At 70.5% G+C, this 24,599-nt stretch carries 22 protein-coding genes; 9 read left to right on the forward strand and 13 right to left on the reverse strand.

From position 1 onward, the window contains the following. Window positions 1–4: 4 nt before the first annotated feature. The 7 genes from GA0115234_RS36450 to GA0115234_RS36480 all read right to left on the reverse strand — a co-directional run bounded on the left by GA0115234_RS36450 (window position 5) and on the right by GA0115234_RS36480 (window position 6,218). Window positions 5–943 carry a type II secretion system F family protein gene (locus GA0115234_RS36450; protein ID WP_093550260.1) on the reverse strand — a complete coding sequence of 313 codons (939 nt, stop codon included), beginning with the start codon at window positions 941–943 and terminating at the stop codon, window positions 5–7. 10 nt (window positions 944–953) lie between these two features. Continuing rightward, window positions 954–2,291: a CpaF family protein gene (locus tag GA0115234_RS36455; RefSeq protein ID WP_093550262.1), complete on the reverse strand. Its 1,338-nt coding sequence runs from the start codon at window positions 2,289–2,291 to the stop codon at window positions 954–956. A gap of 68 nt (window positions 2,292–2,359) precedes the next feature. Continuing rightward, the gene (locus tag GA0115234_RS36460; protein WP_093550264.1) at window positions 2,360–2,749 is read right to left on the reverse strand and encodes a TadE/TadG family type IV pilus assembly protein; all 390 of its coding nucleotides are present in this window, start codon (window positions 2,747–2,749) and stop codon (window positions 2,360–2,362) included. Beyond that, on the reverse strand, window positions 2,746–3,141 hold the full coding sequence (locus GA0115234_RS36465; RefSeq protein WP_237542009.1) for a TadE family protein: 396 nt from the start codon (window positions 3,139–3,141) through the stop codon (window positions 2,746–2,748). The genes GA0115234_RS36460 and GA0115234_RS36465 overlap by 4 nt, the downstream gene beginning before the upstream one ends. 90 nt (window positions 3,142–3,231) lie before the next feature. Further along, window positions 3,232–4,527 (reverse strand): AAA family ATPase, encoded by a 1,296-nt coding sequence (locus tag GA0115234_RS36470; protein ID WP_093550268.1) that lies wholly within the window; start codon window positions 4,525–4,527, stop codon window positions 3,232–3,234. 7 nt (window positions 4,528–4,534) lie between these two features. Beyond that, window positions 4,535–5,242 carry a Flp pilus assembly protein CpaB gene (cpaB, locus tag GA0115234_RS36475; protein WP_093550270.1) on the reverse strand — a complete coding sequence of 236 codons (708 nt, stop codon included), beginning with the start codon at window positions 5,240–5,242 and terminating at the stop codon, window positions 4,535–4,537. A 109-nt stretch (window positions 5,243–5,351) separates the two neighbouring features. After that, the gene (locus tag GA0115234_RS36480; RefSeq protein WP_093550272.1) at window positions 5,352–6,218 is read right to left on the reverse strand and encodes a hypothetical protein; all 867 of its coding nucleotides are present in this window, start codon (window positions 6,216–6,218) and stop codon (window positions 5,352–5,354) included. A gap of 811 nt (window positions 6,219–7,029) precedes the next feature. Between GA0115234_RS36480 and GA0115234_RS36485 the strand changes: the two genes are divergently transcribed. Continuing rightward, complete coding sequence (locus tag GA0115234_RS36485; RefSeq protein WP_093550274.1) at window positions 7,030–8,697, forward strand: chitinase; 1,668 nt, start codon at window positions 7,030–7,032, stop codon at window positions 8,695–8,697. Between the two features lie 129 nt (window positions 8,698–8,826). Here the strand turns inward: GA0115234_RS36485 and GA0115234_RS36490 are convergent, their stop codons facing one another. From GA0115234_RS36490 to GA0115234_RS36505, 4 genes are all read right to left on the reverse strand, one after another. Further along, window positions 8,827–10,302: a GntP family permease gene (locus tag GA0115234_RS36490; RefSeq protein WP_093550276.1), complete on the reverse strand. Its 1,476-nt coding sequence runs from the start codon at window positions 10,300–10,302 to the stop codon at window positions 8,827–8,829. A gap of 117 nt (window positions 10,303–10,419) precedes the next feature. Further along, window positions 10,420–10,830, reverse strand: a complete 411-nt coding sequence (locus GA0115234_RS36495; protein WP_093550278.1) for a RidA family protein — start codon at window positions 10,828–10,830, stop codon at window positions 10,420–10,422. A gap of 6 nt (window positions 10,831–10,836) precedes the next feature. After that, the gene (locus tag GA0115234_RS36500; protein ID WP_093550279.1) at window positions 10,837–11,595 is read right to left on the reverse strand and encodes an IclR family transcriptional regulator; all 759 of its coding nucleotides are present in this window, start codon (window positions 11,593–11,595) and stop codon (window positions 10,837–10,839) included. Next, entirely contained in the window at window positions 11,592–12,677 is a 1,086-nt protein-coding gene (locus GA0115234_RS36505; protein ID WP_093550281.1) for a sugar kinase, read from the reverse strand. The genes GA0115234_RS36500 and GA0115234_RS36505 overlap by 4 nt, the downstream gene beginning before the upstream one ends. 106 nt (window positions 12,678–12,783) lie before the next feature. On the opposite strand from GA0115234_RS36505, the gene GA0115234_RS36510 reads away from it, so the two are divergent. Together GA0115234_RS36510 and GA0115234_RS36515 are read left to right on the forward strand one after the other, a co-directional pair. Beyond that, on the forward strand, window positions 12,784–14,115 hold the full coding sequence (locus tag GA0115234_RS36510; protein ID WP_093550283.1) for an alanine racemase: 1,332 nt from the start codon (window positions 12,784–12,786) through the stop codon (window positions 14,113–14,115). A 164-nt stretch (window positions 14,116–14,279) separates the two neighbouring features. Then, window positions 14,280–15,911, forward strand: a complete 1,632-nt coding sequence (locus GA0115234_RS36515; protein WP_093550285.1) for an N-acyl-D-amino-acid deacylase family protein — start codon at window positions 14,280–14,282, stop codon at window positions 15,909–15,911. A 6-nt stretch (window positions 15,912–15,917) separates the two neighbouring features. On the opposite strand, the gene GA0115234_RS36520 is transcribed toward GA0115234_RS36515, so the two are convergent. Continuing rightward, on the reverse strand, window positions 15,918–16,751 hold the full coding sequence (locus GA0115234_RS36520; RefSeq protein ID WP_093550287.1) for a siderophore-interacting protein: 834 nt from the start codon (window positions 16,749–16,751) through the stop codon (window positions 15,918–15,920). Window positions 16,752–16,835: 84 nt separating this feature from the next. On the opposite strand from GA0115234_RS36520, the gene GA0115234_RS36525 reads away from it, so the two are divergent. Beyond that, window positions 16,836–17,672, forward strand: coding sequence for a TetR/AcrR family transcriptional regulator C-terminal domain-containing protein (locus GA0115234_RS36525; protein ID WP_093550289.1), 837 nt, complete (start codon window positions 16,836–16,838; stop codon window positions 17,670–17,672). A gap of 132 nt (window positions 17,673–17,804) precedes the next feature. Here GA0115234_RS36525 and GA0115234_RS36530 read toward each other — a convergent pair whose 3' ends face one another. Next, window positions 17,805–18,683: a S1 family peptidase gene (locus GA0115234_RS36530; protein ID WP_093550291.1), complete on the reverse strand. Its 879-nt coding sequence runs from the start codon at window positions 18,681–18,683 to the stop codon at window positions 17,805–17,807. 307 nt (window positions 18,684–18,990) lie between these two features. On the opposite strand from GA0115234_RS36530, the gene GA0115234_RS36535 reads away from it, so the two are divergent. From GA0115234_RS36535 to GA0115234_RS36555, 5 genes are all read left to right on the forward strand, one after another. Continuing rightward, window positions 18,991–20,406: an erythromycin esterase family protein gene (locus GA0115234_RS36535; protein ID WP_093550293.1), complete on the forward strand. Its 1,416-nt coding sequence runs from the start codon at window positions 18,991–18,993 to the stop codon at window positions 20,404–20,406. 121 nt (window positions 20,407–20,527) lie between these two features. Next, window positions 20,528–21,385, forward strand: coding sequence for an arylamine N-acetyltransferase family protein (locus tag GA0115234_RS36540; protein ID WP_093550295.1), 858 nt, complete (start codon window positions 20,528–20,530; stop codon window positions 21,383–21,385). A 214-nt stretch (window positions 21,386–21,599) separates the two neighbouring features. Then, window positions 21,600–22,811: a pyridoxal phosphate-dependent aminotransferase gene (locus GA0115234_RS36545; protein ID WP_093550297.1), complete on the forward strand. Its 1,212-nt coding sequence runs from the start codon at window positions 21,600–21,602 to the stop codon at window positions 22,809–22,811. A gap of 136 nt (window positions 22,812–22,947) precedes the next feature. Beyond that, window positions 22,948–23,346 carry an SCO4983 family protein gene (locus GA0115234_RS36550; RefSeq protein WP_093550299.1) on the forward strand — a complete coding sequence of 133 codons (399 nt, stop codon included), beginning with the start codon at window positions 22,948–22,950 and terminating at the stop codon, window positions 23,344–23,346. A 147-nt stretch (window positions 23,347–23,493) separates the two neighbouring features. After that, window positions 23,494–24,597 carry a substrate-binding domain-containing protein gene (locus tag GA0115234_RS36555; RefSeq protein ID WP_176729373.1) on the forward strand — a complete coding sequence of 368 codons (1,104 nt, stop codon included), beginning with the start codon at window positions 23,494–23,496 and terminating at the stop codon, window positions 24,595–24,597. Window positions 24,598–24,599 lie beyond the last annotated feature (2 nt).

A 24,599-nucleotide genomic window follows, 5' to 3' on the forward strand; every position in this document is an offset into this window, starting at 1 on the left:
CCCATCAGACGTCGATCCGGGACATGCGGCGGATCACGATGAATCCGATCGCGTACAGGGCGATGGAGACGACCACCGCGACCTGGCCGATGAAGGCGCCGGTCATGCGGTCGAGCGCTCCTGGCATGACCGTATTCATCAGGAGCATGGCACCCAGACCGAACATGGGGACGGCGTAAGCCGTGACCGTGACCTGGGAGAGCTGGGTCTTGACCTCTCGCCGGGTCTCCTTGCGCTCCTCCAGCGTCTCGGTGAGGTTGCGCAGCGAGCTGACGACCGTACCACCGGCCCGGTTGGACAGGACCAGGGTGGTCACGAGGACGACGAGTTCACGGGAGGGCAGCCGGTCGGTCAACTCACTCAGTGCGTCGTCCAGCGGCTCACCGACGGCGAGACGCCGGGACACCCGGGCCAGTTCCTCACCGGCCGGGTCCTCCATCTCGTCCGCCGCCATGCCGATGGACGTCCGCAGTGCCAGGCCGGCCTGGGTGGCGTTGGCGAGGATGCGGGCGAGTTCGGGGAGCTGGTTGATGAAGCGCTCGGTGCGCTTGGTGCGCTGCCAGTTCAGGAAGGCGTTGGTGCCCCAGAGGCCGATGAGGGCGGCCACCGGACCGAAGAAGCTGGCCAGGATCGACGAGGCGATCATCCACAGTGCGGCCATGGCGGCGAGTGCGTAGACGACGAACTCGCCCGGAGTGATGTCGAGGCCGGTGGCGGCCAGCTTCAGCTCGATCTTCCGGCCCAGGCCGGTCTTGCGCAGCCAGGAGTCGAAGCCCCGGAAGCGGCGGTGCCGGCCGGTCTCCGGGATGTGACCGGTGTGCGAGAGCCGGTCCACCAGGGCGTCGCGGTCGGCCTTGCCACCGCTGTACGCGTGTAGACCCACGACGCCGGTGACCCCGGCGAGCAGAGTGACGCCGATGGTGAGAAGAGGGAGATTCGTCATGGCACGTTACCTAGTTGGCCTCTCGGGTGGCGAGCTGTTCGGCGGATTCGGCGACCCCGAAGGCCTGCGGGACGGGCTGGCTGGCCATGTAGAGGCGCTCGGCGATCTTGCGCGGGATCGGGAGGTAGTTGAACTCGCCGTTGATCCGCCCCTCGGCGTCCATCGGCTGGGCGTCGAACCTGGCGACGGTCACGATGCGGTAGGGGTCGCGCCCGTGCGAGTCGAGGACGGCGATCTCGGTGATCTTTCGGGAACCGTCGGCGTGCCGGGTGAGCTGGACGATCACATCGACGGCGCTGTTGATCTGGTCGTGCAGCGCCTCGAACGGGATCTTGATCTCGGACATCGAGGCCAGGGTCTGCAGACGCATGAGCGCGTCCTCGGCGTTGTTGGCGTGGACGGTGGCGAGCGAGCCGTCGTGACCGGTCGACATCGCCTGGAGCATGTCAAGCGATTCGCCGCCACGGACCTCACCGACGACGATGCGGTCGGGGCGCATACGCAGGGAGTTGCGGACCAGGTCGCGGATGGTGATCTGGCCCTTGCCCTCCACGTTCGCCGGGCGGGACTCCAGCCGGATGACGTGGCTCTGCTGGAGCTGGAGCTCGGCGGAGTCCTCGATGGTGACGATGCGCTCACTGTCGGGGATCAGGCCGGAGAGCGCGTTGAGGAGTGTCGTCTTCCCGGTGCCGGTGGCTCCGGACACGATGATGTTGAGCTTGGCCTGGACGAGGCCCGCCAGCAGGATCAGCATCTGCTCGTCGAGCGAGCCGACGTTGATCATTTCCTGGAGGGTGAAGGCCCTCGGGAACCGTCGGATGGTGAGCGTGGCGCCGGTCAGCGACAGCGGCGGGATGATGACGTTGACACGCTCACCACTGGGTAGACGCGCGTCGACCATGGGGTTCTGCTCGTCCACACGACGGTTGACCGTCGACACGATGCGCTCGATGGTCTGCATCAGCTGTTCGTGCGAGCTGAAGCGCATCGGCAGTTTCTCGACCTTGCCGCTGCGCTCGACGAAGATCTGGTCCGGTCCGTTCACCATGATCTCGGTGATCGACGCGTCTTCGAGGAGCGGTTCCAGGATGCCGAGGCCGAGGGCTTCGTCCACGACCCGGCGGATCAGCTGGGTGCGTTCGACCGTCGAGAGGACCGGGCCCTCACGGCTGATGATGTGGCTGAGTACGCGCTCCAGCCGAGCCCGCCGGTCTGCGGCGGCGAGCGAGGACATCTCCGCGAGGTCGATCTCTTCGAGCAGCTTGGCGCGGTAGGTGGCCACCATGTGGCTGTCCTCCCGCGCCCCGCCGTTCTTCTCGGGGGCGCTCATGCGTGCCCGCAGACTCATTGCGTAACTCCTCGTTCCGACTTGCTTGTTGAGCCGCTGAGAGGCCGTGGTGCGGCGTGCCGCGTACGTCAGGTGCGGGGCATCGTGGAGCTGCGTTCGGCGGTGCCCCAGATGTGGATGCCCGGAAGGATGTCGGGCACCTCGACGCGAGCGGTGCAGGTGACCTCGTCGAAGCCGGAACCGCTCGGGCGGAAGCGGACCCTGTCGGCGGTCCAGCCGCTCATCGCGTCCTTGCCCGCCTGCTCGTCGCAGTCGCCGTAGGCCGACATGCTGCCCGAGCGCGCCGCCGCACGGGCCCCCGTTCCCGCCTGGTTGGCGGCGTACGCGGCGAGCCCCGCCTGGATCGCGAGGAGGCCGCACAGGAGCAGCAGAGGAATGAAGCCCAGATACTCGATGGCGACCTGACCACGGTCACGGCGGGTGCCGGTGGCGCGGAGGTCGGATGTGGTCTCGCTCATCGGTCAGCCTCCACCGGGTATGCGGCGTTGCCCGTGACTCGGAACGGCCAGTTGAGGACGCCGGGCACCAGCACGGGTACCTGGAGTTTGACCTCGGCCTTGTACACGTCGTGCGTGGTGCGGCACCTGGGCCTCTCCTTCATGGAGTCCCGCCAGGCCTTCGGCAGATGTTCCTCCGCCGCGTCCCGGCAGGCCTGCCCGCGCATGCTCTGCGCGATGGCCCCCTGGTGCGCCGCCTCGTCCGCCGAGTTCCCCGCGAGGGAGAACGTGTAGCCGATCAGCGCACACTGCCAGAGCGCGATGAACAGCAGGATGATCAGCGGAGTGACGCCCAGGAACTCGATCGCGGTCTGGCCGCGGTCCCGCCCCCGGCCGAGGAGGCGGACGCGCATTCCGCCCCCCGCCGGGGCGGCGTCACCGTAACGCCTTCCCCGTATCTCCGTGTCTTTCGTCTCGGTAGGTGCCATGGGTCAACGTGCCTCCTAGGTCGTCGGCAGGTTCCGGGTGCCGTCGCGGTCGCGGCGGCGCCCGATCGAGCCTCGGTCGTTCTTGAACTTCGCGCCGGTCTTCACACCGCTCTTCGCGCCGTTCTTTTCCGCCTTCTCAGGAACCTTGACGATGCCGAGCTCGCCCGCAAGGGCCCAGAGGGCCTGTTTGACCGTGCTCTTGGAGTCGAGTTCGTGCAGCCGGCCCGCGTCGACGACGGCCTGGAGTTCCTTGAAGTTCGCGGGAATCGCCGTGTTGGCCGTAGTGGTGCCGGTGATCTTCTCGATCAGCTGCGGCTGGATCTCGGTGTTGCGGATGAAGCGGTTGACGACGGTGACCGTCTCCTCCGCCTTGCGGATCTGGAGCCGGTCCCACATCCGTACGACGCGCTTGGCGCCGCGCACCGCGATCACATCGGGCGTGGTGACCAGGAGCGCCGTGTCGGCCATCTCGATGGCGGCCGCACTGGCGCCCTGGAGCTGGCTGCCGCAGTCGACGATCAGTACCTCGTAGCGCGAGCGCATGGCGCTGACGATCTGCCGGGCCGAACGGTCGCTGACCTCCTCGGCGCTCTCGCCCTCGCTGGGGGCCAGGAGCAGTGCCAGACCGGTGCCGTGGCTGAACACCGCGTCGGACAGGACGCGCGGCGATATGTCGGCGATCGTCGACAGGTCGACGATGGAACGCCGGAACTGCACATCGAGGTACGAGCCGATGTCACCGGCCTGGAGGTCCATGTCGACCAGGGCCACCGTGCGTCCGGACGCCTGGGCCGCCAGGGCTATCTGCACGGCGGTGAGGGTGGTGCCGACACCGCCCTTGGCGCCGCTGACCGTGATGACCGTACCGCCGGGGCCGGTGAACACATCGTTGCCGGTGGTCAGATGGCGGCGGACTCCGACGGACCACTGGGCCGCGGATTGAACCCTGCTGGCCAGTTCTTCGTAGCTCAGGGGGAGGGTGATGACACCACGCGCACCCGACTCCATCGCGGACGCGAACAGACCGGGGGTGACATCGGCGGTGATCAGCACGACCCCTATGGCGGGGAAGCGCAGGGAGACCTCCCGGATCAGCTCCAGCGCCGGCACCGGTCCGATCCGCTCGTGGACCAGCACGACCTCGGGCAGATCGTCGAGCGACTCGCCCGCGAGCCGGGCGAGGGTGTCGATGAGCTGCGTCGAGTCGGTGACCGGAGCGGCCGGCTCCGCGTCGGGGAGCTGGCTGAGCAGGGTGGTGACGGATCTGGCCGCGTCGACGTCACCGACGGCCGGGAGGATCCTCGTGGTCATTCGATCCTCACTTGTCCTTGTCGAGCGTGTAGGTGCGGTCGCCCGGACGGATGGTGCTGTCGCTGCCGGAGGCCAGGAGCGCGAGGCGTACGTGCTCCGCGAAGGACTCGGCGTAGGCGATGCGCTGGGTGTCGAGCGTGTTGAGCGCGAAGGTGATCGGGACGGCCTCGGTGCCCATGTTGGACTTGCCGTCGTGGTTGGGCTCCAGGGCGGTCAGCTTGCCGACGTCCAGGACCTTGGCGTTGGAGACGATGACCTTCGACTGGGACGGGTCGCCGTCGCGCTCACCGGCGAAGGTGGCGTAGATGTTGACGGTGGCGCCGGGGGTGATCTTGCCCGCGACGCCGGTCGCGGCGTCGATCATGATGGCGATCTCCTGCTCCCCGGGCTGGAGTTCGGGGCGGCGCTGCATCATGTCGGACTGGAGCAGCGAGCCCTTGCGCAGCTGGGTGACGGCGATCTTGCCGTTCACCTCGGAGAGATCGGTGACCGCGTTGTGGGAGAGCCAGCGCTTGGGCATCGATATCTTCTCGAACTGCCCGGAGGACAGAGCGGTGTAGGGCGCGACGTCGGACCTCAGCTGGTAGGCCGAGACTTCCGGCCCGACCTTGGAGTTGACATCGCTGATCACCGAGAGCACGCCGGCGAAGGCGCCGAAGGCGCACAGAACCGACAAAAGCAGGAGTATCACGCCACGGCGCTGACGGGAGTTCATGGGCCGGACAACCTCGTTCGATTCGGATGCGTGGGGCAGCGGACAGAAGGGCGTCTACGGAGGAAAGCGGAAGCGCTGGGACTGCGGTGGTGCGAGGACTGCGGTGGTACTAGGACTGCGGTGGTGCGAGCGCTTCTTGGCTGAGGACACCGGCGGAGTGCATTCGGTTCTCGGCCGCGGGTAGCGGGGAGGAGCAGAACCCGCAGCGATCACCGATGAGTTCCATTCCGCACCAGTGGCAGTTCTCACGACGTACGGAGGACACCAATTGGTACAGGACGGAGATGTCTGGCAGATAGGCGGCGAATTCCACCAGTTTTCCGGTTCCCCACCATGCCGGGGATTCGGACGGAAGTGCGGACTCGTGAATGGCCTGGACCTGCCACGCGGGCGCGAGGGTCTCCTTCACCCACTCCGACTGCGACTGCCCTTTGGCGGTCATCAGGTGGGTGGCGAATTCCGGGCCGGTCGGCGGGTCGGCCTTCGGGCCGACCCTGACGAGCTGCGGCTCGGGCCCCGCGACCACGGCGAACTGCGAACCGGGCACCCAGGACTTCGCATGGGTCCTGAGGTCGACCGGGACCCGGTCGAACTTGGTGACCGAGTGGAGCAGGGCGCCCGCGTGGATGTAGTGCGTCAGCAGCCGGGCGGCGGAGGCGACCACCCCGGGGCTGAAGTCACAGATCGACAACTGGCGCAGCTGCCTGACGAGTACGGCGACGCCCAGCGGCGGGAGGTCCACCTCGACCAGGGCGATGCGGTCGCTCTCCAGGACCGAGCGTACGGAGAAGAGCCGACGCTCGTGGGCGGGCGAGATGCCGGAGGGGTAGACGGCCACGACATAGCCGTGCTGTTCGAGGAGCACGTGCATGTCACCGATGGCCATCTCCAGCGCCTGGGCATCGGGCGCCTGCAGCAGGGCGGCTGTCGGTGTCTGCTGATCGGTCGGAGGTAGTACCAAGTCAGCACTGGTCACTGCTATTGCGGTCGGCACGCTGTTCCCCGTTTCGGCTTCCGGCCGGACGCCGGTCATGACGTCGGCCGCAATCGCTCCTGCTCCGCGGTTCTGCCTCAGCACTTTATCCACGTCCTACCTGGCAGAGAACACTTTTCGGAGGCCAGTCCGACAACATGTGCGAGGCGCCCGCGTAACGCCCGAGTGCTAAATCGGACCAAATCGAAAATCGTCAACTTCTGTACAACTGCGGAGGGTTACGGATCCACGTCCCGGCCATCTTGCGCCGGGAATTCATCCGCGCACGTCAGCGCGGATACGGAACCTTGCGCACCGGACTCGCGCCGGACTCCCACCGGGGGCCGGTTCGTCACTGTCCGAGCACTCCGCCCCCTCGCCCGCACGCGCCCCCGCGAGGTCAACAAAACGTCAATTCACAGGCGAGCCGACTGGACTTGAGCCCCCGCGAGGGGCATCGCGAGGGCATCACGGAGGGCATCAGGGAGGCCGTCGGGGGACACAAGCGGAGCGCGTACGGACCCGGCCGGCACACCCGACCGCCACGGCTCTCATTGCCAGAGGTCTTGACAACTTGATTGGTCTGGACCAGTTTATCGGCCAGCGGTGGCCACCGTTCCTCAACTCCACATCCCCTTCTTCTCCCCGTCGCCTCCCGGACGGCCCGGAGTACCGCCGGTCCCCCCGTCGGCTCGTCCCCCGGCACTCCCGGCAGGCATCCCCAACTCCCCCACGGAGGCAGCAAGTGGAACGTTCCCCCTTTAGCGGCCACAGAATCCACGGGCGTCGCGGCCGGGTCCGGATCGGCGCCGCCATGGCCGTCCTCGCGGCCGGCGCACTGACCGTCACGGGTCTCGCCGGAAACGCCCAGGCCGCCGACATCAACGTGGCCAAGAACGCGGGCTTCGAGTCCGGGCTCGCCAACTGGACCTGTTCCGGCGGCAGCGGTGCCACCGTCTCCTCCCCCGTGCACGGTGGCACCGCCGCCCTCAAGGCCACCCCCTCCGGCCAGGACACCGCGCGGTGCGCCCAGACCGTGGCCGTGAAGCCCGGCTCGACGTACACACTCAGCTCCTGGGTGCAGGGCGGGTACGCGTACCTCGGCGCGAGCGGCACCGGGACCACCGACGTGTCGACCTGGTCCCCCGGCTCCGGCGACTGGACGCAGCTCACCACCAGCTTCAAGACCGGCCCGAACACCACCTCGGTCGAGGTCTACACGCACGGCTGGTACGGACAGGCCGCCTATCTGGTGGACGACGTCTCGGTCAACGGCCCCGACGGCGGGGGCGGCACCGACCCGGAGCCGACCATCCCGGCCGCCCCGGCCGGACTCGCGGTGGGCACGACCACCTCCTCCTCGGTGGCCCTGTCCTGGAACGCGGTCTCGGGCGCGACCGGCTACACCGTCTACCGGGACGGCCAGAAGGCGACCACGACCACCGGGAACTCGGCGACGGTCACGGGGCTGGCCGCCGACACGGCGTACCAGTTCGCGGTGACGGCCACCAACGCGGCCGGTGAGTCGGTCAAGTCCACGACGGTCAGCGGCCGTACGGCCAAGGAGGGCGGCGGCAACCCCAACCCCGGCACCTCCGTGCCCAAGCACGCGGTGACCGGCTACTGGCAGAACTTCAACAACGGCGCGACCGTCCAGAAGCTCAGCGACGTGCCCGCGAACTACGACATCATCGCGGTCTCCTTCGCCGACGCCACGAGCACCCCGGGCGCCGTCACCTTCAACCTGGACACGGCGGGCCTGAACGGCTACACCGTCGCCCAGTTCAAGGCCGACATCAAGGCGAAGCAGGCGGCCGGGAAGAACGTCATCATCTCGGTCGGCGGCGAGAAGGGCTCCGTCTCGGTCAACAGCGACGCCTCCGCCACCAACTTCGCCAACTCCCTCTACTCGCTCATCCAGGAGTACGGCTTCAACGGTGTCGACATCGACCTGGAGAACGGCCTCAACTCCACGTACATGACGAAGGCGCTGCGCTCGCTGTCGCAGAAGGCGGGCTCCGGCCTCGTCATCACGATGGCCCCGCAGACCATCGACATGCAGTCGACCGGTGGCGAGTACTTCAAGACGGCGCTCAACATCAAGGACATCCTCACCGTCGTCAACATGCAGTACTACAACAGCGGTGCGATGCTCGGCTGCGACGGCAAGGTCTACTCGCAGGGCTCGGTGGACTTCCTGACCGCGCTCGCCTGCATCCAGTTGGAGGGCGGCCTCGCCCCGTCCCAGGTCGGCCTCGGCGTCCCCGCCTCCACCAGCGCCGCGGGCGGCGGCTATGTCTCCCCGTCGGTCGTGAACGCGGCCCTGGACTGCCTGGCGTCCGGCACCAACTGCGGTTCCTTCAAGCCCTCGAAGACGTACCCGGGCATCCGCGGCGCGATGACCTGGTCGACCGCCTGGGACGCCAAGTCGGGCAACGCCTGGTCGAACGCGGTGGGCCCGCACGTGCACGGCCTGCCGTAACCACCGGACCCCACCCGCACCGCCTGCCGTGACCACCGGCCGGCATCAGTGACCAGCAGCGCCGCCGCTCCCCCGGCGGCGCTGCTGCACGTTCGGCGCGACGAGCCCGGCATGGTCCGGACGAAGGACCTAGATCACCAGGCTGAGCAGCGCCGCGACCGCGAAGCCCGCGACCGACAGGACCGTTTCCAGGACCGTCCAGGACTTCAGGGTGTCGCGTTCGGAGATGCCGAAGTACTTCGACACCATCCAGAAGCCGCCGTCGTTCACATGCGAGGCGAAGATCGAGCCGGCCGAGATCGCCATGATGATCAGGGCGAGATGGGCCTGCGACAGGTCCTGGCCCTCGACCAGGGGGACGACGATGCCGGCGGTGGTGACGATGGCGACCGTCGCCGAGCCCTGGGCGACGCGCAGCACCACGGAGATCAGCCAGGCGAGCAGGATGACCGGCAGGCCGACGTCGTTGAAGGTCTTGGCGAGGGCGTCCGCGATGCCGCTGGCCTTGAGGACGGCGCCGAACACCCCGCCCGCGCCGACCACCAGCAGGATGTTGCCGACCGGCTTGAGGGAGGATGTGGACACCGTTTCCAGGGACTTGCGGGACCAGCCGCGGCGGATGCCCAGCAGGTAGTACGCCAGCACCAGCGCGATCGTCAGGGCGACGAAGGGGTTGCCGAAGAACTCGATGACGGAGCGCGGGGTGGAGGGGTCCAGCGCGATGGAGGAGAACGTCGCGGCGAGGATCAGCACCAGCGGGGTGCCGATGATCGTGAGTACGGTGGCGAGCGCGACCGGCTCCTCGCGCGGGGTGACCCCGGCGGCCCGCTGCTCGGCGACGACCGCGGCCCTGGCCTCCTCGGCGGCCTCGACCATGTCCTGCGGGACGGCGACGAAGATCCGCTTGCCGATCCACGCGGCGTAGCCCCAGGCGGCGAGGACGGACGGGATGCCGACGACGGCGCCCATCAGGATGACCCAGCCGAGGGAGACGTGGAAGAGTCCGGCGGCGGCGACCGGGCCCGGGTGCGGCGGCAGGAAGGCGTGGGTCATCGAGAGGCCCGCCAGCAGCGGCATCGCGTAGAGCAGGATCGACTTGCCGGACCGCTTGGCGGCGGCGTAGACGATCGGCGCGAGGACGAAGATGCCGACGTCGAAGAAGACCGGGATGCCGAAGATGAGGCCGGTGAGGCCCATGGCGAGCGGGGCGCGCTTCTCCCCGAAGAGGTTCAGCAGGCGAGTGCTCAACACCTCGGCGCCGCCGGAGACTTCGAGGATCGAGCCGAGCATCGTACCGAGGCCGATGATGATCGCCACATGGCCGAGGATGCCGCCCATGCCGGATTCGATGACGGAGACGGCGGCGGACTTCTGGACCGTGCCGAAGAGTTCGGTGACGGAGAGTCCGGCACCCAGGCCGACGGCTATGGAGACGGCGAGCAGCGCGACGAACGGCTGCAGCCTGACCTTGATGATCAGGAAGAGGAGGAGCGCGATCCCGAGTGCGGCGACGGTCAGCAGACCGGCGGTGCCGTCGATCAGCGGAAGGACGCCACCGGTGTGGGGCGGTGTCTCGGCCGGTGGTGGGGTTGCGGCGAGCAGCATGGGTAACTCCGTCGTCGGAGGCGGTTTTCGGGTGTGGGGGAGCGCGGCACGGCGCCCCGGGGGAGTGGGGCGCCGTGCCGTGCGCGTGGTGCGGGTGCGGCAAGTGGATCAGCTGGTTCAGCCGAGGACCGCGAGGGCGTCGATCTCGATCAGCAGGCCCTTGGGGAGGCCGACGTAGACCGTGGTGCGGGCGGCGGGGGCGGCCTTGAGGTTCTGCTCGCCGAAGTAGGCGTTGTAGATCTCGTTCATCTCGGCGAAGTGGTCCACGTCCGTGAGGTAGACGCGCATCATCATGACGTCGTCCCAGCTCGCGCCGCCCTCCTCCAGGATCGCCTTGACGTTGGCGAAGGTCTGGAGGGTCTGCTCGCGCAGCGTCGGACCGGCGGGGGTCGGGGCCTGTCCCTCGACGGCGGGCAGGAAGCCGACTTGGCCGGCGACCTGGAGGATGTTCCCCTTCTTCACCCCGTGCGAGAACTTCGCGGGGGGCGTGGTGTGGGTGCTCGGGGTGAGGGCGGTCTTCTCGGTCATGGCAGTTCAGGCTTTCTTGGGTCGGGTGGTGCCGGAGTACTCCCGGCTGATGGAGTCGGCGGTGCGGCGCACCAGTGGGAGCAGGGTGAGGAGTTCCTCGGCCGTGACGACGACATTGGGCGCGGAGACCGACATCGCGGCGACGACCCGCCCGTCCGCCCCCCGGATGGGGGCGCCGACGCAGTTGATGGACTCCTCGTGGCCGCCGAGGTCGGTGGCCCAGCCCTGTTCGCGGACGACGGCGAGCTCCTTGAGGAAGGCACCGGCGTTCGGCGTCGAACGGGACGTGTACATGGGGTAGTCGAGCTTCTCGGCGATCGCGCGCCGCTCGGGCTCGGTGAGGTCGGCGAGGAGCAGCTTCGCGACGGCGGCGACGGTGATCGCGACGGGCTTGCCGATCCGCGAGTACATCCTGACCGGGTAGCGGCTCTCGACCTTGTCGATGTAGAGGACCTCCTGCTCCTCGTACACCGCGAGATGGACGGTGTGACCGCAGCTCTCGTTGAGTTCGACGAGGTGGGGGTGGGCGATCTCCCGTACGTCGAGGTTCTCGACGGCTTCCTGCGCGAGGGCGAAGAGGCGGGCGCCGAGGCGGTAGCGCTGGTCCTGCTGGCGGTAGACGAGTCCGTGTTCGTGGAGCGTACGGAGCAGGCGCAGCGCCGTGGACTTGTGGACGCCGAGCCGCTCGGCGACCTGGCCGAGGTCGGCGGGTCCCCGGGCGAGCAGCGGCAGGATGCTCAGCGCCCGGTCGACGGTCTGACTCATGTCGTACGTACCTCCTGGTCGTCCCCCGTCCAGCCGGGGCCGAGACGAAGTCTCCCCCAGGCCTCGTCGTCCAGTGCGGCAAGGGCGTCGGCGTGCGCGCGGGCCGGCGGGGCGGTGAGGTCGCCGGGGACGGTGAGGACGGCGGCGGCCATCAGGTGGCCGTGCCGGACGCGGTCGCGTACGGGGAGGTCGCGGAGGGTGGCGGAGAGGAACCCGGCGGCGAAGGCGTCACCGGCGCCGACGGGTGCGACGACGTCCACGCGGAGGGCGGGGACGGTGGTGGTGACGTCGGTTCCTTCACCTGTTCCTGTTTCTGTCCCAACCCCCGTTCCCGTCCGTGAGAAGACCGTCGCGCCGTCCGCGCCGCGCTTCACGACCAGGACGGACGGTTCCGGCAGCGCCGCGCGGATCGCCTCCGCGCCCGTCAGCCCCCACGCCTCCTCCGCCTCGTCCTCGCCGACGAAGACCAGGTCGCTGCGGCGGGCCAGGTCGAGGAGCACCGCGGGGGACGCGTCGGCACCGCGCCACAGGCCCGGCCGGTGGTTGACGTCGAAGGAGATCAGCGGGCGGCCGGGGCGGGGCGCGGTCAGGTCGTGGAGCAGGGCCAGGCAGTCGGCGGAGAGGGCGGCGGTGATGCCGGACAGGTGGAGCACCCGGGCCGTGGGCAGCGACGCGTAGGGGACGGTGCGCGGGGACATCGCGGAGGCGGCGGACCCGGCCCGGTAGTAGGCGACCTCGTGCACATCGGTGGCCCGGTCGGTCGCGGTGCGGAAGTAGATCCCGGTGGGTCGCGAAGGGTCGCGCCGCACGCCGGAGGTGTCGACCCCGTAGCCCGCGATCGCCTCGACGAGATGATCGCCGAAGCCGTCCGCGCCGACCCGGCCGACCCACGCCGCCCGGTGCCCGGCGGCGGCCAGCGCGCAGGCCACATTGGACTCGGCGCCGCCGATGCCACGGCCGAAGGCGGGTACGTCGGCGAGGCGTCCGGGCTGCGACGGCAGGAACGTCACCATGGACTCGCCGAGACACGCGACCTCGGTGGCCGTGGCGGCGTCGGCGGTCCTGGCCGGGGTTCCGGACACTCGGGGCTCCTCGCGGTTTCGGTGGTGCGGTTCGGGGCGCGGCGGGGATACCTGCCATTGACCCGGCGTCGGCTCGGATGTTAGACAGCGTTGAGCGATATACGCAATGGGTGTTGCATATGATGCAACGACGACTTCGAGCGAGGAGACCCCCTTGGCCGCCGACCGTCCTGTGTCCGGACTTGCCGACGAACTGGTCGATCACCGCTTCAAGGCGCTCCCGCCCGACGCGGAGGGCCTGACCGTGGGCGCCCTCGCCGCCGAGCGGCGCAACCTCTTCACGGGCGGTTTCACCACTCCCGTGCTCGCCCTGTCCGCCGAGTCGGTCGAGCACAACCTCGCCCTCCTGGAGACGTACGCGGAGCGCCACGGGCTCGCCTTCGCCCCGCACGGCAAGACCTCCATGTCCCCGCAGCTCTTCGCCCGCCAGCTGGAGCACGGTGCCTGGGGCATCACCGCGGCCGTGCCGCACCAGGCGCGGGTCTACCGGGCGTACGGGATCCGGCGGATCTTCCTCGCCAACGAGCTGGTCGACGCCGCGGCCCTGCGATGGATCGCCGGCGAGCTGGACTCGGACCCGGAGTTCCGTTTCATCTGCTACGTCGACTCGGTGCGCGGCGTGGAGCTGATGGACGAGGCGCTGCGCGCGGCGGGCGCCACCCGCCCCGTCGACGTCGTGGTGGAGCTGGGCGCGGGCGAGGGCGCCCGCACCGGTGTCCGTACCGAGGCCGAGTGCGCGGCGGTGGCCGACGCCGTGGCGGCGACCGGGACGCTGCGGCTGGTGGGCGTGGCCGGTTACGAGGGCGAGGTGCCGGACGCGTCCGGTGAGCGGGTACGGGAGTGGGTGCGCCGGCTCGTCGCGCTGGCCGTCGACTTCGACCGCGCGGGGCGCTTCGCGGCAGCCGGCGGGGAGATCGTGATCAGTGCGGGCGGCAGCGCGTGGTTCGACGCGGTGGCGGACGTCTTCGCGGAGATCCCGGAGCTGTCGGCGCCGGTGCTGAAGCTGCTGCGCTCGGGGGCCTATGTCTCGCACGACGACGGCCACTACCGCCATCTGACCCCGTTCAACCGGGTGCCGGAGGAGGGGGAGCTCCAGCCCGCCTTCCGGCTGTGGGCGCAGGTCGTGTCGCGCCCGACGGACGAGCAGGCGTTCCTCAACGCGGGCAAGCGGGACGCGGCCTACGACCTCGACCTGCCCGAGGCGCAGGTCGTGCGGTCCGGGCGGGACGGCTCGGTCCGGCCCGCGACGGGTGTCTCGGTCAGCGGTCTGTCCGACCAGCACGCGTGGGTGCGTACGGAGCCGGGTGCGGAGCTGGAGGTCGGTGACTGGGTGGGGATGGGCCTGTCGCATCCGTGCACCAGCTTCGACAAGTGGCAGCTGATTCCGCTGGTCGCGGCGGACGGCACGGTCACGGACTACCTCCGTACGTTCTTCTGATGTCTGCGGGGCGGGGCGGGCGGTGCTGCCCTGCGGGGCCGCCTCCCCTGCCCCGCCCCTTCCCGTAACCGGGGGCTCCGCCCCTCGGACCCCCGCTCCTCGAACGCCGGAGGGGCTGAAATGCTCCTCGATCGCCGGAGGGGCTCGATTCCGCAGGAGCCCCCATGGACCTGGTCATCCGTAACGCCCGCGTCGTCGACGGCACCGGCAGCCCCGGCCGCCGGGCCGATGTGGGCATCGCCGACGGCCGGATCGCCGAGATCCGCCCCGAGGGCTCCCCCGGGCCCCGTCCCTCCGGCCGCCGGAACCTCGACGCCGACGGGCTCGTCCTCGCGCCCGGCTTCATCGACATGCACGCGCACAGCGATCTCGCGCTGCTCCGCGATCCGGACCACAGTGCCAAGGCCGCCCAGGGCGTCACCCTGGAAGTCCTCGGCCAGGACGGCCTGTCGTACGCCCCGGTCGACGACCGGACACTCACCGAGGTCCGCCGCTCCATCACCGGCTGGAACGGCAACGGCGACGACATCGATTTCGACTGGCGTACGGTCGGCGAGTACCTGGACCGCCTGGACCGCAACTTCGGCGGCCGGGGCATCGCCGTCAACGCCGCCTACCTCGTCCCGCAGGGCACGGTCCGGATGTACGCGGTGGGCTGGGAGGACCGCCCCGCCACCGGGGCCGAGCTGGACCGGATGAAGGCACTCGTCGCCCAGGGCATGACGGAAGGCGCGGTCGGCATGTCCTCAGGCCTCACGTACACCCCCGGCATGTACGCCGACGACGCCGAACTCACCGCGCTGTGCCGGGTGGTGACCGAGTACGGCGGCTACTACTGCCCGCACCACCGCTCGTACGGGGCGGGCGCGCTCGGCGCGTACGAGGAGATGGTGCGGCTCACCCGCAACGCGGGCTGCGCCCTCCATCTCGCCCACGCCACCATGAACTTCGGGGTGAACAAGGGCCGGGCCCCCGAACTGCTCGCCCTGCTCGACGACGCCCTCGACGCGGGCGCCGACATCTCCCTGGACACCTATCCGTACACCCCCGGCTGCACGACCCTCGTCGCGATGCTGCCGAGCTGGGCGAGCGAGGGCGGGCCCGCCTCGGTGCTCACCCGGCTCGCGGACGACGCGACGGCGGAGCGGATCCGCCACCACCTGGAGGAGCTGGGCTCGGACGGCTGCCACGGCGTGCCGATCGAGTGGGACACCATCGAGATCTCGGGGGTCGGCGCGCCCGCCCTCGCCGACCACGTCGGGCGCACGGTCGCCGAGTCCGCCCGGCTGCGCGGCGAGGCGCCGTGGGTGACCGCGCGCAGGCTGCTCGTCGAGGACCGGCTCGGCTCGACGATCCTCCAGCACGTGGGCCACGAGGAGAACGTCCGGCGGATCATGCGCCACCGGGTGCACACCGGGGGCAGCGACGGCATCCTCCAGGGCGACAAGCCGCACCCGCGCGCCTACGGCACCTTCCCGCAGTATCTCGGGCGGTACGTGAGGGAGTTGGGCACCCTGTCGCTGGAGGAGTGCGTCGCCCACCTCACCTCGCGCCCTGCCCGGCGGCTGCGTCTGGCCGACCGCGGGTACGTCCGCGAGGGCTACCGCGCCGACCTGGTCCTCCTCGACCCGGCGACGGTGGCGGCGGGCTCCACGTTCGAGGAGCCACGCACCCTGCCGGTCGGCATCCCGCATGTACTGATCGACGGCCGGTTCGTCATCGAGGACGGGCGCCGCACCCAGGTACTGGCGGGCCGGGCCGTCCGGGGGACGGGGAGCGTCCGGGGCGCCCTGTGAGAATCCCTACCCCTCCCCCGCCTGCTCCTTCGCCCAGGCCAGGTCCTCCTCGGTCGGGGCGTCGTCCTGGGTGAGGCTGCGCCGCCAGTACCCGGCGAACCGCACGGCCTCCCGGGACAGCCCGCGCTCCTCGACCAGATGGCGGCGCAGGGCCCGCACCGCCCCCGCCTCACCGGCCAGCCACGCGGCCCCGGAACCGGCGGGCAGCCGGGCCGCCCGCACCGCGTCCGCCAGCGACCCGCCCCGGTCCCGGTGCACCCAGTGGACGGTCGCGTCACCGAGCGGCCGCTCCTCCGCCGCGTCGGCGGCCTCGGCCCAGACGAGCGCCCGCGCCCCGGCCGGCAGGGTCTCCAGCAGGGTCGCGATCGCCGGGAGCGCCGTCTCGTCACCGGCGAGCAGCAGCCAGTCGGCGGCGGGCAGCGGCCGGGCGTACAGCGACGACGGGCCGACCATGCCGAGCACATCACCGGGGCGGGCGTCCCGGCCCCAGCGGGCGGCGGGCCCGTCGTCCCCGTGGAGCACGAAGTCGACCGTCATCACGTCCAGCCGGCGGTCGTACCCGCGCACGGTGAAGCTCCGCATCGTCGGACGCTCGGGCTCGGGGATCGCGAGGTACGCCTCGTACCACCGCATGCCGTACGTGTCGTCGGCGTCCGGCTCCGGCAGCCGGGGCGCCCCCTCCTGCCCCTCCCTCGGGAAGCACAGCTTCATCTGCTGGTCGGGCCGGTCCTCCATGAGCTCCGCCAGCGCGTCCCCGGTGAAGGTGACGCGTGCCGTCCGCGGAGTGATCCGCTCCACACCGACGACCCGTACATACGAAACGGCCAACGCCTGCCCCATCGCGGCTCCCGCCCTCTCCGACTGATAGCTTACGCCGTAAGGAATTACCCGGGCGAAGTTACTTTATGGCGTAAGGAGTCGCAAGTGGTGGTCTTTGCCGGGCAGGGCGACGCCCGCCGTTCGATGTCCCTGCTGTGGCGCGCCGACCGGCCGGAGCGGCCGGAGCGGCGCCCCGGTCCGGGCCCCAGGCCGGGGCTGAGCGTCGACGCGATCGTGACCGCCGCGATCGCCGTCGCGGACGAGGACGGCATGGCCGCGCTGTCGATGCGCGCGGTGGGCGAGCGGCTCGGCCGTACCGCGATGGCGCTCTACACCTACGTGCCGAGCAAGAGCGAGCTGCTGGACCTGATGTACGACGCGGTCCACGCCGAGCTGCCCACGGAGTACGACGGGAGCGGCGGCTGGCGCGCGGGGCTGACCGGCTGGGCGCGGGACACGCTCGAATTCCACCTCCGCCACCCCTGGGTGCTCCAGGTCTCCCAGGCCCGCCCGGTCCTCGGGCCGCACGCGTACGCGGGGCTGGACACCCTGGTGCGGCTGCTGACCGCGACCGGGCTCGAAGCGCGTGCGCTGCGACGGCTGGCCGGCACACTGACCCACTTCGTCCGCGGGTGCGCCGGGACGGTCGCCGAGGCGCGGCAGGCCGCGGCGGCGACGGGCGAGTCGGACGAGGCGTGGTGGTTCGCCCGCTCGGCACTGCTGGGCGAGGTGGCCCCCGACTTCGCGGACCGCTACCCGAGCCTGGCCGCCATGGAGACCGGGTCCGCGCCGCGGCCACCGGCCCCGGATCCGGGCGAGGGGGGCGAGGCGGCGGTGCCGTATCTGGAGCGGGAGGCGCGGGAGACGTTCGACGCCGGGCTCGACGTGCTGCTCGACGGGATCGAGGCGGCGGTGCGGCACGCGGGCGCGACCGGGAGGTGAACGCGTCGCCGGACGCGGGCGCCGCCCGAACGTGAACGCGTCGCCGGACATGGGCACGTCGCCGCCGCGGTACCCGGTGGGCACCGCGGCGGCGACGGGTTCAGCAGGTCACGACTCGGATCACGGCTCGGGTCACGGCTTGGGCAGGGCGCACCCGGCGCGGTTCAGGTCGAAGACGTTGCCGGCGCCGATGCACGGCACGATGCCGTACGTCTCCTGGGCGTAGTTGATGCCCTGACGCACCGTCACATTGCCGCTCTCGTCGACCTCGCACGGGTTGTTCTCCGTGCACTGCTGGCCGTCCTCGTTGCCGGTGTTGTTGACGGCGACGACCTTGCCGGTCGCGTTGTCGAGCACCGGGGAGCCGGACGTACCGCCGATGGTCTGGCAGGCGGAGGTGTAGCGGACCGAGTCCTTCCAGGTCCAGTCCCCCTCCTTGAGGCGGTAGACGAAGCCGTCGACGTTGCAGGCGTACGTGCGCTTCCAGTAGGCGGACACGACGGTGATCGCGGTGCCCTGGACCGGGTGCGCGGTGTTGAGCTCCAGCGCCTTGATGCCGTACTTGCTCTCGATCTGGGCGTAGGTGCTGGTGAGTTGGTACACCGATATGTCGGTGTCGGTCATCGTCCCGTACGCGATCTTGCTGGCCCGCAGGGTGCCGACGCCGCTGCCCGAGGCGTTCAGCAGGGTGAAGCTACGGGTGGACGGCTGGTTGAACACGACTTCACCGGGGCCCGGGAATCCCGACTCCATGCAGTGCCCGTTGGAGAGCACCAGCGCGGGGTCGCCGGGCTGGGAGTCGGGGGTGCGGACGACGGAGCCGGAACAGTTGCTGAGCGCCACGGTCCCGGCGAAGTTGACCGCCTTGGGCCTGATCTTCTCCTTGACCGCGGTGGGCGCCGCGACCGTGGTGGGCGCCGCCGCTCCGTGGCCGGTTGCCGCGGTTGCGGGCGCGACGCCTGCCCCGAGGAGCAGGACGGCGAACAGCGCACCGACGAGAGGCTTCTTCATGTGGGGGTCCCCTCAAGTGACCTGGGCAGGGTCCTGATGGCCCCGGCCCACCGAAGTCTCCTTCGGATTTGACATGCGCATGTTGGCGTACCGAGGGGACCCCCACAAGGGGCGGTTTCAAGCCGTCGGGCTCCGGGGCCCGACGGGGCGCGGCCGGTTCCCCCCGGGTGGCCCCCTCGCATCCCGGGGGAATCCCCCCGGGGAATTCGGAGGCCGTCCCCAGCGCGCGGCGGGGCGAGCGCGGGCGAAGATCCATTCGACGCCGCAGGGAAGCAAACCGCGGAAAAGCAAGGTGAGGGGTACACACATGAGCAGGCACCGGAAACGCATCGGCCGGCGCGCACTGCTGGCGACGGCGGCGGTCGCGGCAGGAGCGGTCCTCGTTCCCGTGACGGTCCGGACCGCCACCGCCGACACCGCGCACAACGCCCGCACCGCGATCACCATGAGTTCCGCGGACGCCACCGGCACCGCGGGGACCGCCTTTGGCGCGGGGCGGAGCCCCGTCCGCGCGCTGGAGCGGGCGGCCCACCCGCTGCGCACGACCGAACCGGGCGGGAGCACGGCCGACCTGCGCGCCCTGAGCACGATGGTCGGCGACGCCGAGGTGGTCGGCCTCGGCGAGGCCACCCACGGCTCCCACGAGTTCTTCACCATGAAGCAGCGGGTCTTCCGCCACCTCGTCGAGACGAAGGGCTTCACCACCTTCGCCCTGGAACTGAGCTGGTCCGGAGGGCTCCGGATCGACGACTACCTCCAGACCGGCAAGGGCGACGCCCGTCGACTGGCCGAGGAGGTCTTCGCCAACTCCCCCTGGGAGCGAGAGGAGTTCGTCGACCTCATCGAGTGGATGCGTGACTACAACCGCCACCACCCCCACCGCACCCTCCACTTCATGGGGGACGACATCGGCGCCCCGGCGGTCGACGACGCGTTCTTCGGCCGGGTGACCGACTATGTGGAGGAGAACCACCCGGAGGCACTGCCGCGGCTCGACGAGCTCTACACCGGGCTGCGCCCGATCGACGACGTCTTCGCCTATCTGGGCAAGCCGCTCGCGGAACGGAAGCGGCTCGCCGCCGACGCGCAGCGCGCACTCGAACTGGTCAGCGGCCTTAAGGGCTCCGGCGAGGCGTTCGCCTGGGCCGGGCAGAACGCACGCTCCATCGCCCAGACCGCCAGGTTCCTCACCATGAACCCCGACGACCCGGACACGTTGGCCGGATTCCAGCGCTTCCGTGACGAGGTGATGGCCCAGAACGTCCTCTGGTGGCAGCAGCAGACCGGCGGCAAGGTCCTGCTGTCGGCGCACAACGACCACGTCGGCTACCTCGCCGGTGACCCCGAGCTGTACCCGAAGACACAGGGATCGTTCCTGCGCGATGCGATGGGCCGGAGGTATCTGCCCATCGGCTTCACCTTCGACCGGGGCTCCTTCCTGTCGAAGGAGAACGCCCTCGGCGGCGAGTGGAAGAAGTACACCGTGGGCGCGGCCGGGCCCGGCCGGAACGAGGCCACCCTCGACCAGGTCCGCTACCGGGACTTCTATCTGGACACCCGCAGGGCCCCGGCCGCCGCGCGCGCCTGGCTGAACGTCGCCCGGCCCACGCTCGGCATCGGCACGCAGTTCCCCGAGGAGCCGCGCGATGTCGCGCTCGCCAAGTCCTACGACGTCCTCATCCACCTCCACGAGGTCCGGGAGGCCGACAAACTGAAGCCGTGACCGGGGCCGGGGCCGGAATGCCCGGTCCGGGCTCGGGACACCGGGACCCGGACCCGGGAACCAGGCCCCGGATTCCTCCCGCAACGGCCGGCCACCGCCCCGCCTTGCGTACGGTCGGCACATGACCTCCGACCACGCCGCCGAGACCGGCCCCCGCCCCGCCCCCGCCCTCGACCTCGCCGCCTATCTCACCCGCATCGGCTGGGCCGGGGAGCGCCGCCCGACGGCGCGGGTGCTGCGTTCCGTGCACCGGGCCCATGCGCTGGGCATCCCCTTCGAGAACCTGGAACCGGTGCTGGGCGGCGCGCCCTCGCTCGCGATCGCGGACCTGGAGGCGAAGCTCGTACGCGGCGGGCGCGGCGGGTACTGCTACGAGCACAACACGCTGCTCGCCGCCGCACTGACCGCGCTCGGCTTCCGGATCACGCTGCTCTGCGCCCGGGTCGTGGTGGGGGCCGGGCCCGGGGAGATCCGGCCGCGCACGCACATGCTGATGCTCGCCGGGGTGCCGGGCGAGCGGACCCCGTATCTAGCGGACGTCGGCTTCGGCTCCGTCGGCGCGCTGCTGGAGCCGCTCCCGCTGGCCGCCGGTGCCGAGGTGGCCGACACCCCGCGCCGCCACCGGCTGGTGAACACCCCGCACGACGGGCCGCTCGCACAGTGGGAGCTCCAGGCGCACACCCCCGACGGGGCGTGGGAGTCCCAGTACGCCTTCACGGTGGAGCCCTTCGAGGCGCCGGACTACGAGGTGATCAACTGGCACATCGCGACCAACCCGCGCTCCCCGTTCAGCCGCCGGGTGTACGCCCAGCGCACCACCCCGGACTCCCATCTGTCGCTGACCGGCCGCACCCTCACGGTGACGGCGCCGGACGGCACCCGCGAGGTCCGGGAGCTGTCGGACGGGGACGAGGTGCTGCGCGTACTGGCGGCCGACTTCGGCATCCGCGTACCCCCGGGCACCCGGCTGCCGGAGTAGCAGGGGTCGTGGCGTATCTCACCCGTCCGTGTCCGTCACGCCCCCGTTCCACCGCATTCAAAGCCCCGCCCCCGTCCCGGCCCGGCGTTCCCACGGTGCCGGGCAGGGGGCGCATGGCTATGGAAGACGGAGCGGGCCCGGGGACATACCCGGGTGGGGCAACCGGAGGGGAAAGGCCGGGCAACAGGCGCAACGCGGTCGTAAGCTCCCGGACATGCAGGTCATCCAGTCCACGAAGCTCGCCAATGTCTGTTACGAAATCCGGGGCCCCGTACTCGAAGAGGCGATGCGGCTGGAAGCAGCCGGTCACCGCATCCTCAAGCTGAACACCGGCAACCCTGCCGCGTTCGGGTTCGAGTGCCCGCCCGAGATCCTTGAGGACATACTGCGCAACCTCTCCGGGGCGCACGGCTACGGCGACGCGAAGGGGCTGCTGTCCGCGCGGCGGGCGGTGGTGCAGCACTACCAGACCAAGGGGATCGACCTCGACGTCGAGGACGTCTATCTGGGCAACGGCGTCTCGGAGCTGATCCAGATGTCGATGCAGGCGCTCCTCGACGACGGCGACGAGGTGCTCGTACCGGCTCCCGACTATCCGCTGTGGACCGCCTCGGTGGCGCTGGCCGGGGGCACGGCCGTGCACTACCGGTGCGACGAGCAGGCCGACTGGATGCCGGACCTCGCCGACATCGAGCGGAGGATCACCGACCGCACCAAGGCCCTCGTGATCATCAACCCGAACAACCCGACGGGTGCGGTGTACGACGACGAGATGCTGCGCGGGCTGACGGAGATCGCCCGGCGTCACGGTCTGGTGGTCTGCTCCGACGAGATCTACGACCGGATCCTGTACGACGGGGCGACCCACACCCCGACCGCGACGATCGCGCCCGATCTGATGGTGCTCACCTTCAACGGGCTCTCCAAGAACTACCGGGTGGCCGGATACCGGTCGGGGTGGATGGCGGTCTGCGGGCCCAAGGCGCACGCCTCCTCGTACATCGAGGGGCTGACGATCCTCGCCAACATGCGGCTGTGCGCCAATATGCCCTCGCAGCACGCCGTGGCCACCGCGCTGGGCGGCCGGCAGTCGATCGAGGACCTGGTGCTTCCCGGCGGACGGATCCTGGAGCAGCGGGACACCGCGTACGAGCTGCTGACGCAGATCCCCGGTGTGACCTGCGTGAAGCCGAAGGGGGCGCTGTATCTCTTCCCGCGCCTCGACCCGAAGGTCTACCGGATCAAGGACGACCGGCAGATGGTGCTCGACCTGCTGCGGGCCGAGAAGATCATGGTCGTGCACGGCACCGGGTTCAACTGGCCGGAGCCCGATCACTTCCGGGTCGTGACGCTGCCGACGACCGAGGACCTGACGGACGCGGTGACCCGGATCGCGCACTTCCTGGACGGCTACGGCCAGCCGTAGGGGCGGCCTCACCCCACCCCGCCCGCCCTGTCCTGCCCCGTCCGCCGACGATTCCGCGGAGACCAGAATCGATTGCGGATAACTTTAGACTGAATCCAAGGTAGGATGGTTCCACTGCAACACCAGGAGGCCATCCATGTACGAACCGATCCGCACCAAATCGGTCCACACACCGGCCGACCACGCCGACGACTTCCCGCACCGCTCCCGCGAGGAAGAGCTGGACATCCAGCTCGCCGGGCACCTGGCCGCGCTCCTCGCGGTCACCGACGAGCTGGACCTCGGCGAGGCGGGCGACCGCATCGCCGAGCAGGTCGCCCGGCTGCGCGGCGCGCCGCCCGCCCGGCACGCCGGCCGGACCGACGCACCCGCCGCGTCACTGCACCGCCGCGCCCACGCCCTCGCGGGCCGCGCGCTGGTGGTGGCCGCGTCCCGTGCCGACACGGCCGTCGCGATCCTCGCGGCCGAGCGCATGGACGCCCACACCGCGGCGCTCGCCGCCCCCGCTCCGACGCGACTGGTCGGCGCCCACTGACGGCCCCGGTCCGCGTGCCGTCGAGGCGCGTGGGCCGGGTGCCACTCATCCCCGCGACGCGTGACCCACCGTTCCCGTCGCCGTTGCGCCTCCGTTGCGTACTGGGATGATTGCTTCACCTTCCGTCCACCCAACTCCGCCTGGAATGTGGGTTTCCGCGAGCAGGCTTCGCGTGTGAAACGCATCGTGGGAATCGTCCTGGCGGTGCTGCTGATCGGCGGAGTGGCAGTGGCCGTCGCAGCAGGCCGCGACAGCAAGGACACGAGCACGGCAACGAAGACCGTGCGTGGTGTGATCGGTTCGGAGAAGGCCGAGTTCTTCGCCGATCCCGACGTGGTGAAGGCCCTGGCCGCCAAGGGGCTCACCGTCAAGGCGGAGACGTCCGGGTCCTGGGCCATGGACCGACTCCCCCTCAAGGGGTACGACTTCGCCTTCCCGGGCTCGAAGGCCCCGGCCGACGAACTCCAGCGCAGGTCCGCCGTCAAGGGCGGACCGCTCAGGCCCTTCTACTCGCCGCTGGTCGTCGTCGCGCACCGCGCCGCCGCCCAGGTCCTGGCGGACAACGGGCTCGCGAGGCTGAGCGGACCGACCGGCGGGAAGCTGCTCATGGGCCCCTACCTCCGGGCCGCCCGGACGGACCGGACCTGGCAGCAGCTCAAAGGGGCGGAGAAATACGCCGAGTTGACCGGGACGGTGTTCATCACCAGCACCGACCCCGTCTCGTCCAACTCCGGCGCCCTCTACCTCGCCGCCGCCTCCTACGTCGCCGACGGCGGCCGGGTCGCCGCGGACGACGCCGCGATCGACCGCACCGCCCCCCTGCTGAAGAAGCTGATCCAGGTCCAGGGGGCACAGCAGACCAGCAGCGACGCCCCGTTCCGGGACTTCATCAGCGGGGTCGGCAATCCGCTGGTCCTGGTGTACGAGTCGCAGGTCGCCTCGCTGCTGATGCAGCACCAGGACACCGGGGACCTGGTCGTGCTCTACCCCGACACCACCGTCTCCAGCGACCACACCCTGGTACCGCTGACCGACACCGGCCGACGGCTGGGCGAACTGCTCTCCACCGACCCGGAGTTGCGCAGGCTCGTCGTGCGGCACGGCTTCCGGCCCCAGGGCGCGTCGGCCGAGTTCACCGCCGCCACCGCGGACCACACCGACTACATCGACCAACAGCTGACCGGTGTCCGCCAGGCGCCCGTGCCCACCGCGACGGTGCTGCGCGCGATGGCCCGGCGGACCCGCGGCTGATG

It is taken from the genome of Streptomyces sp. DvalAA-43 (assembly GCF_900091725.1).
Lineage (GTDB): Bacteria > Actinomycetota > Actinomycetes > Streptomycetales > Streptomycetaceae > Streptomyces > Streptomyces pulveraceus.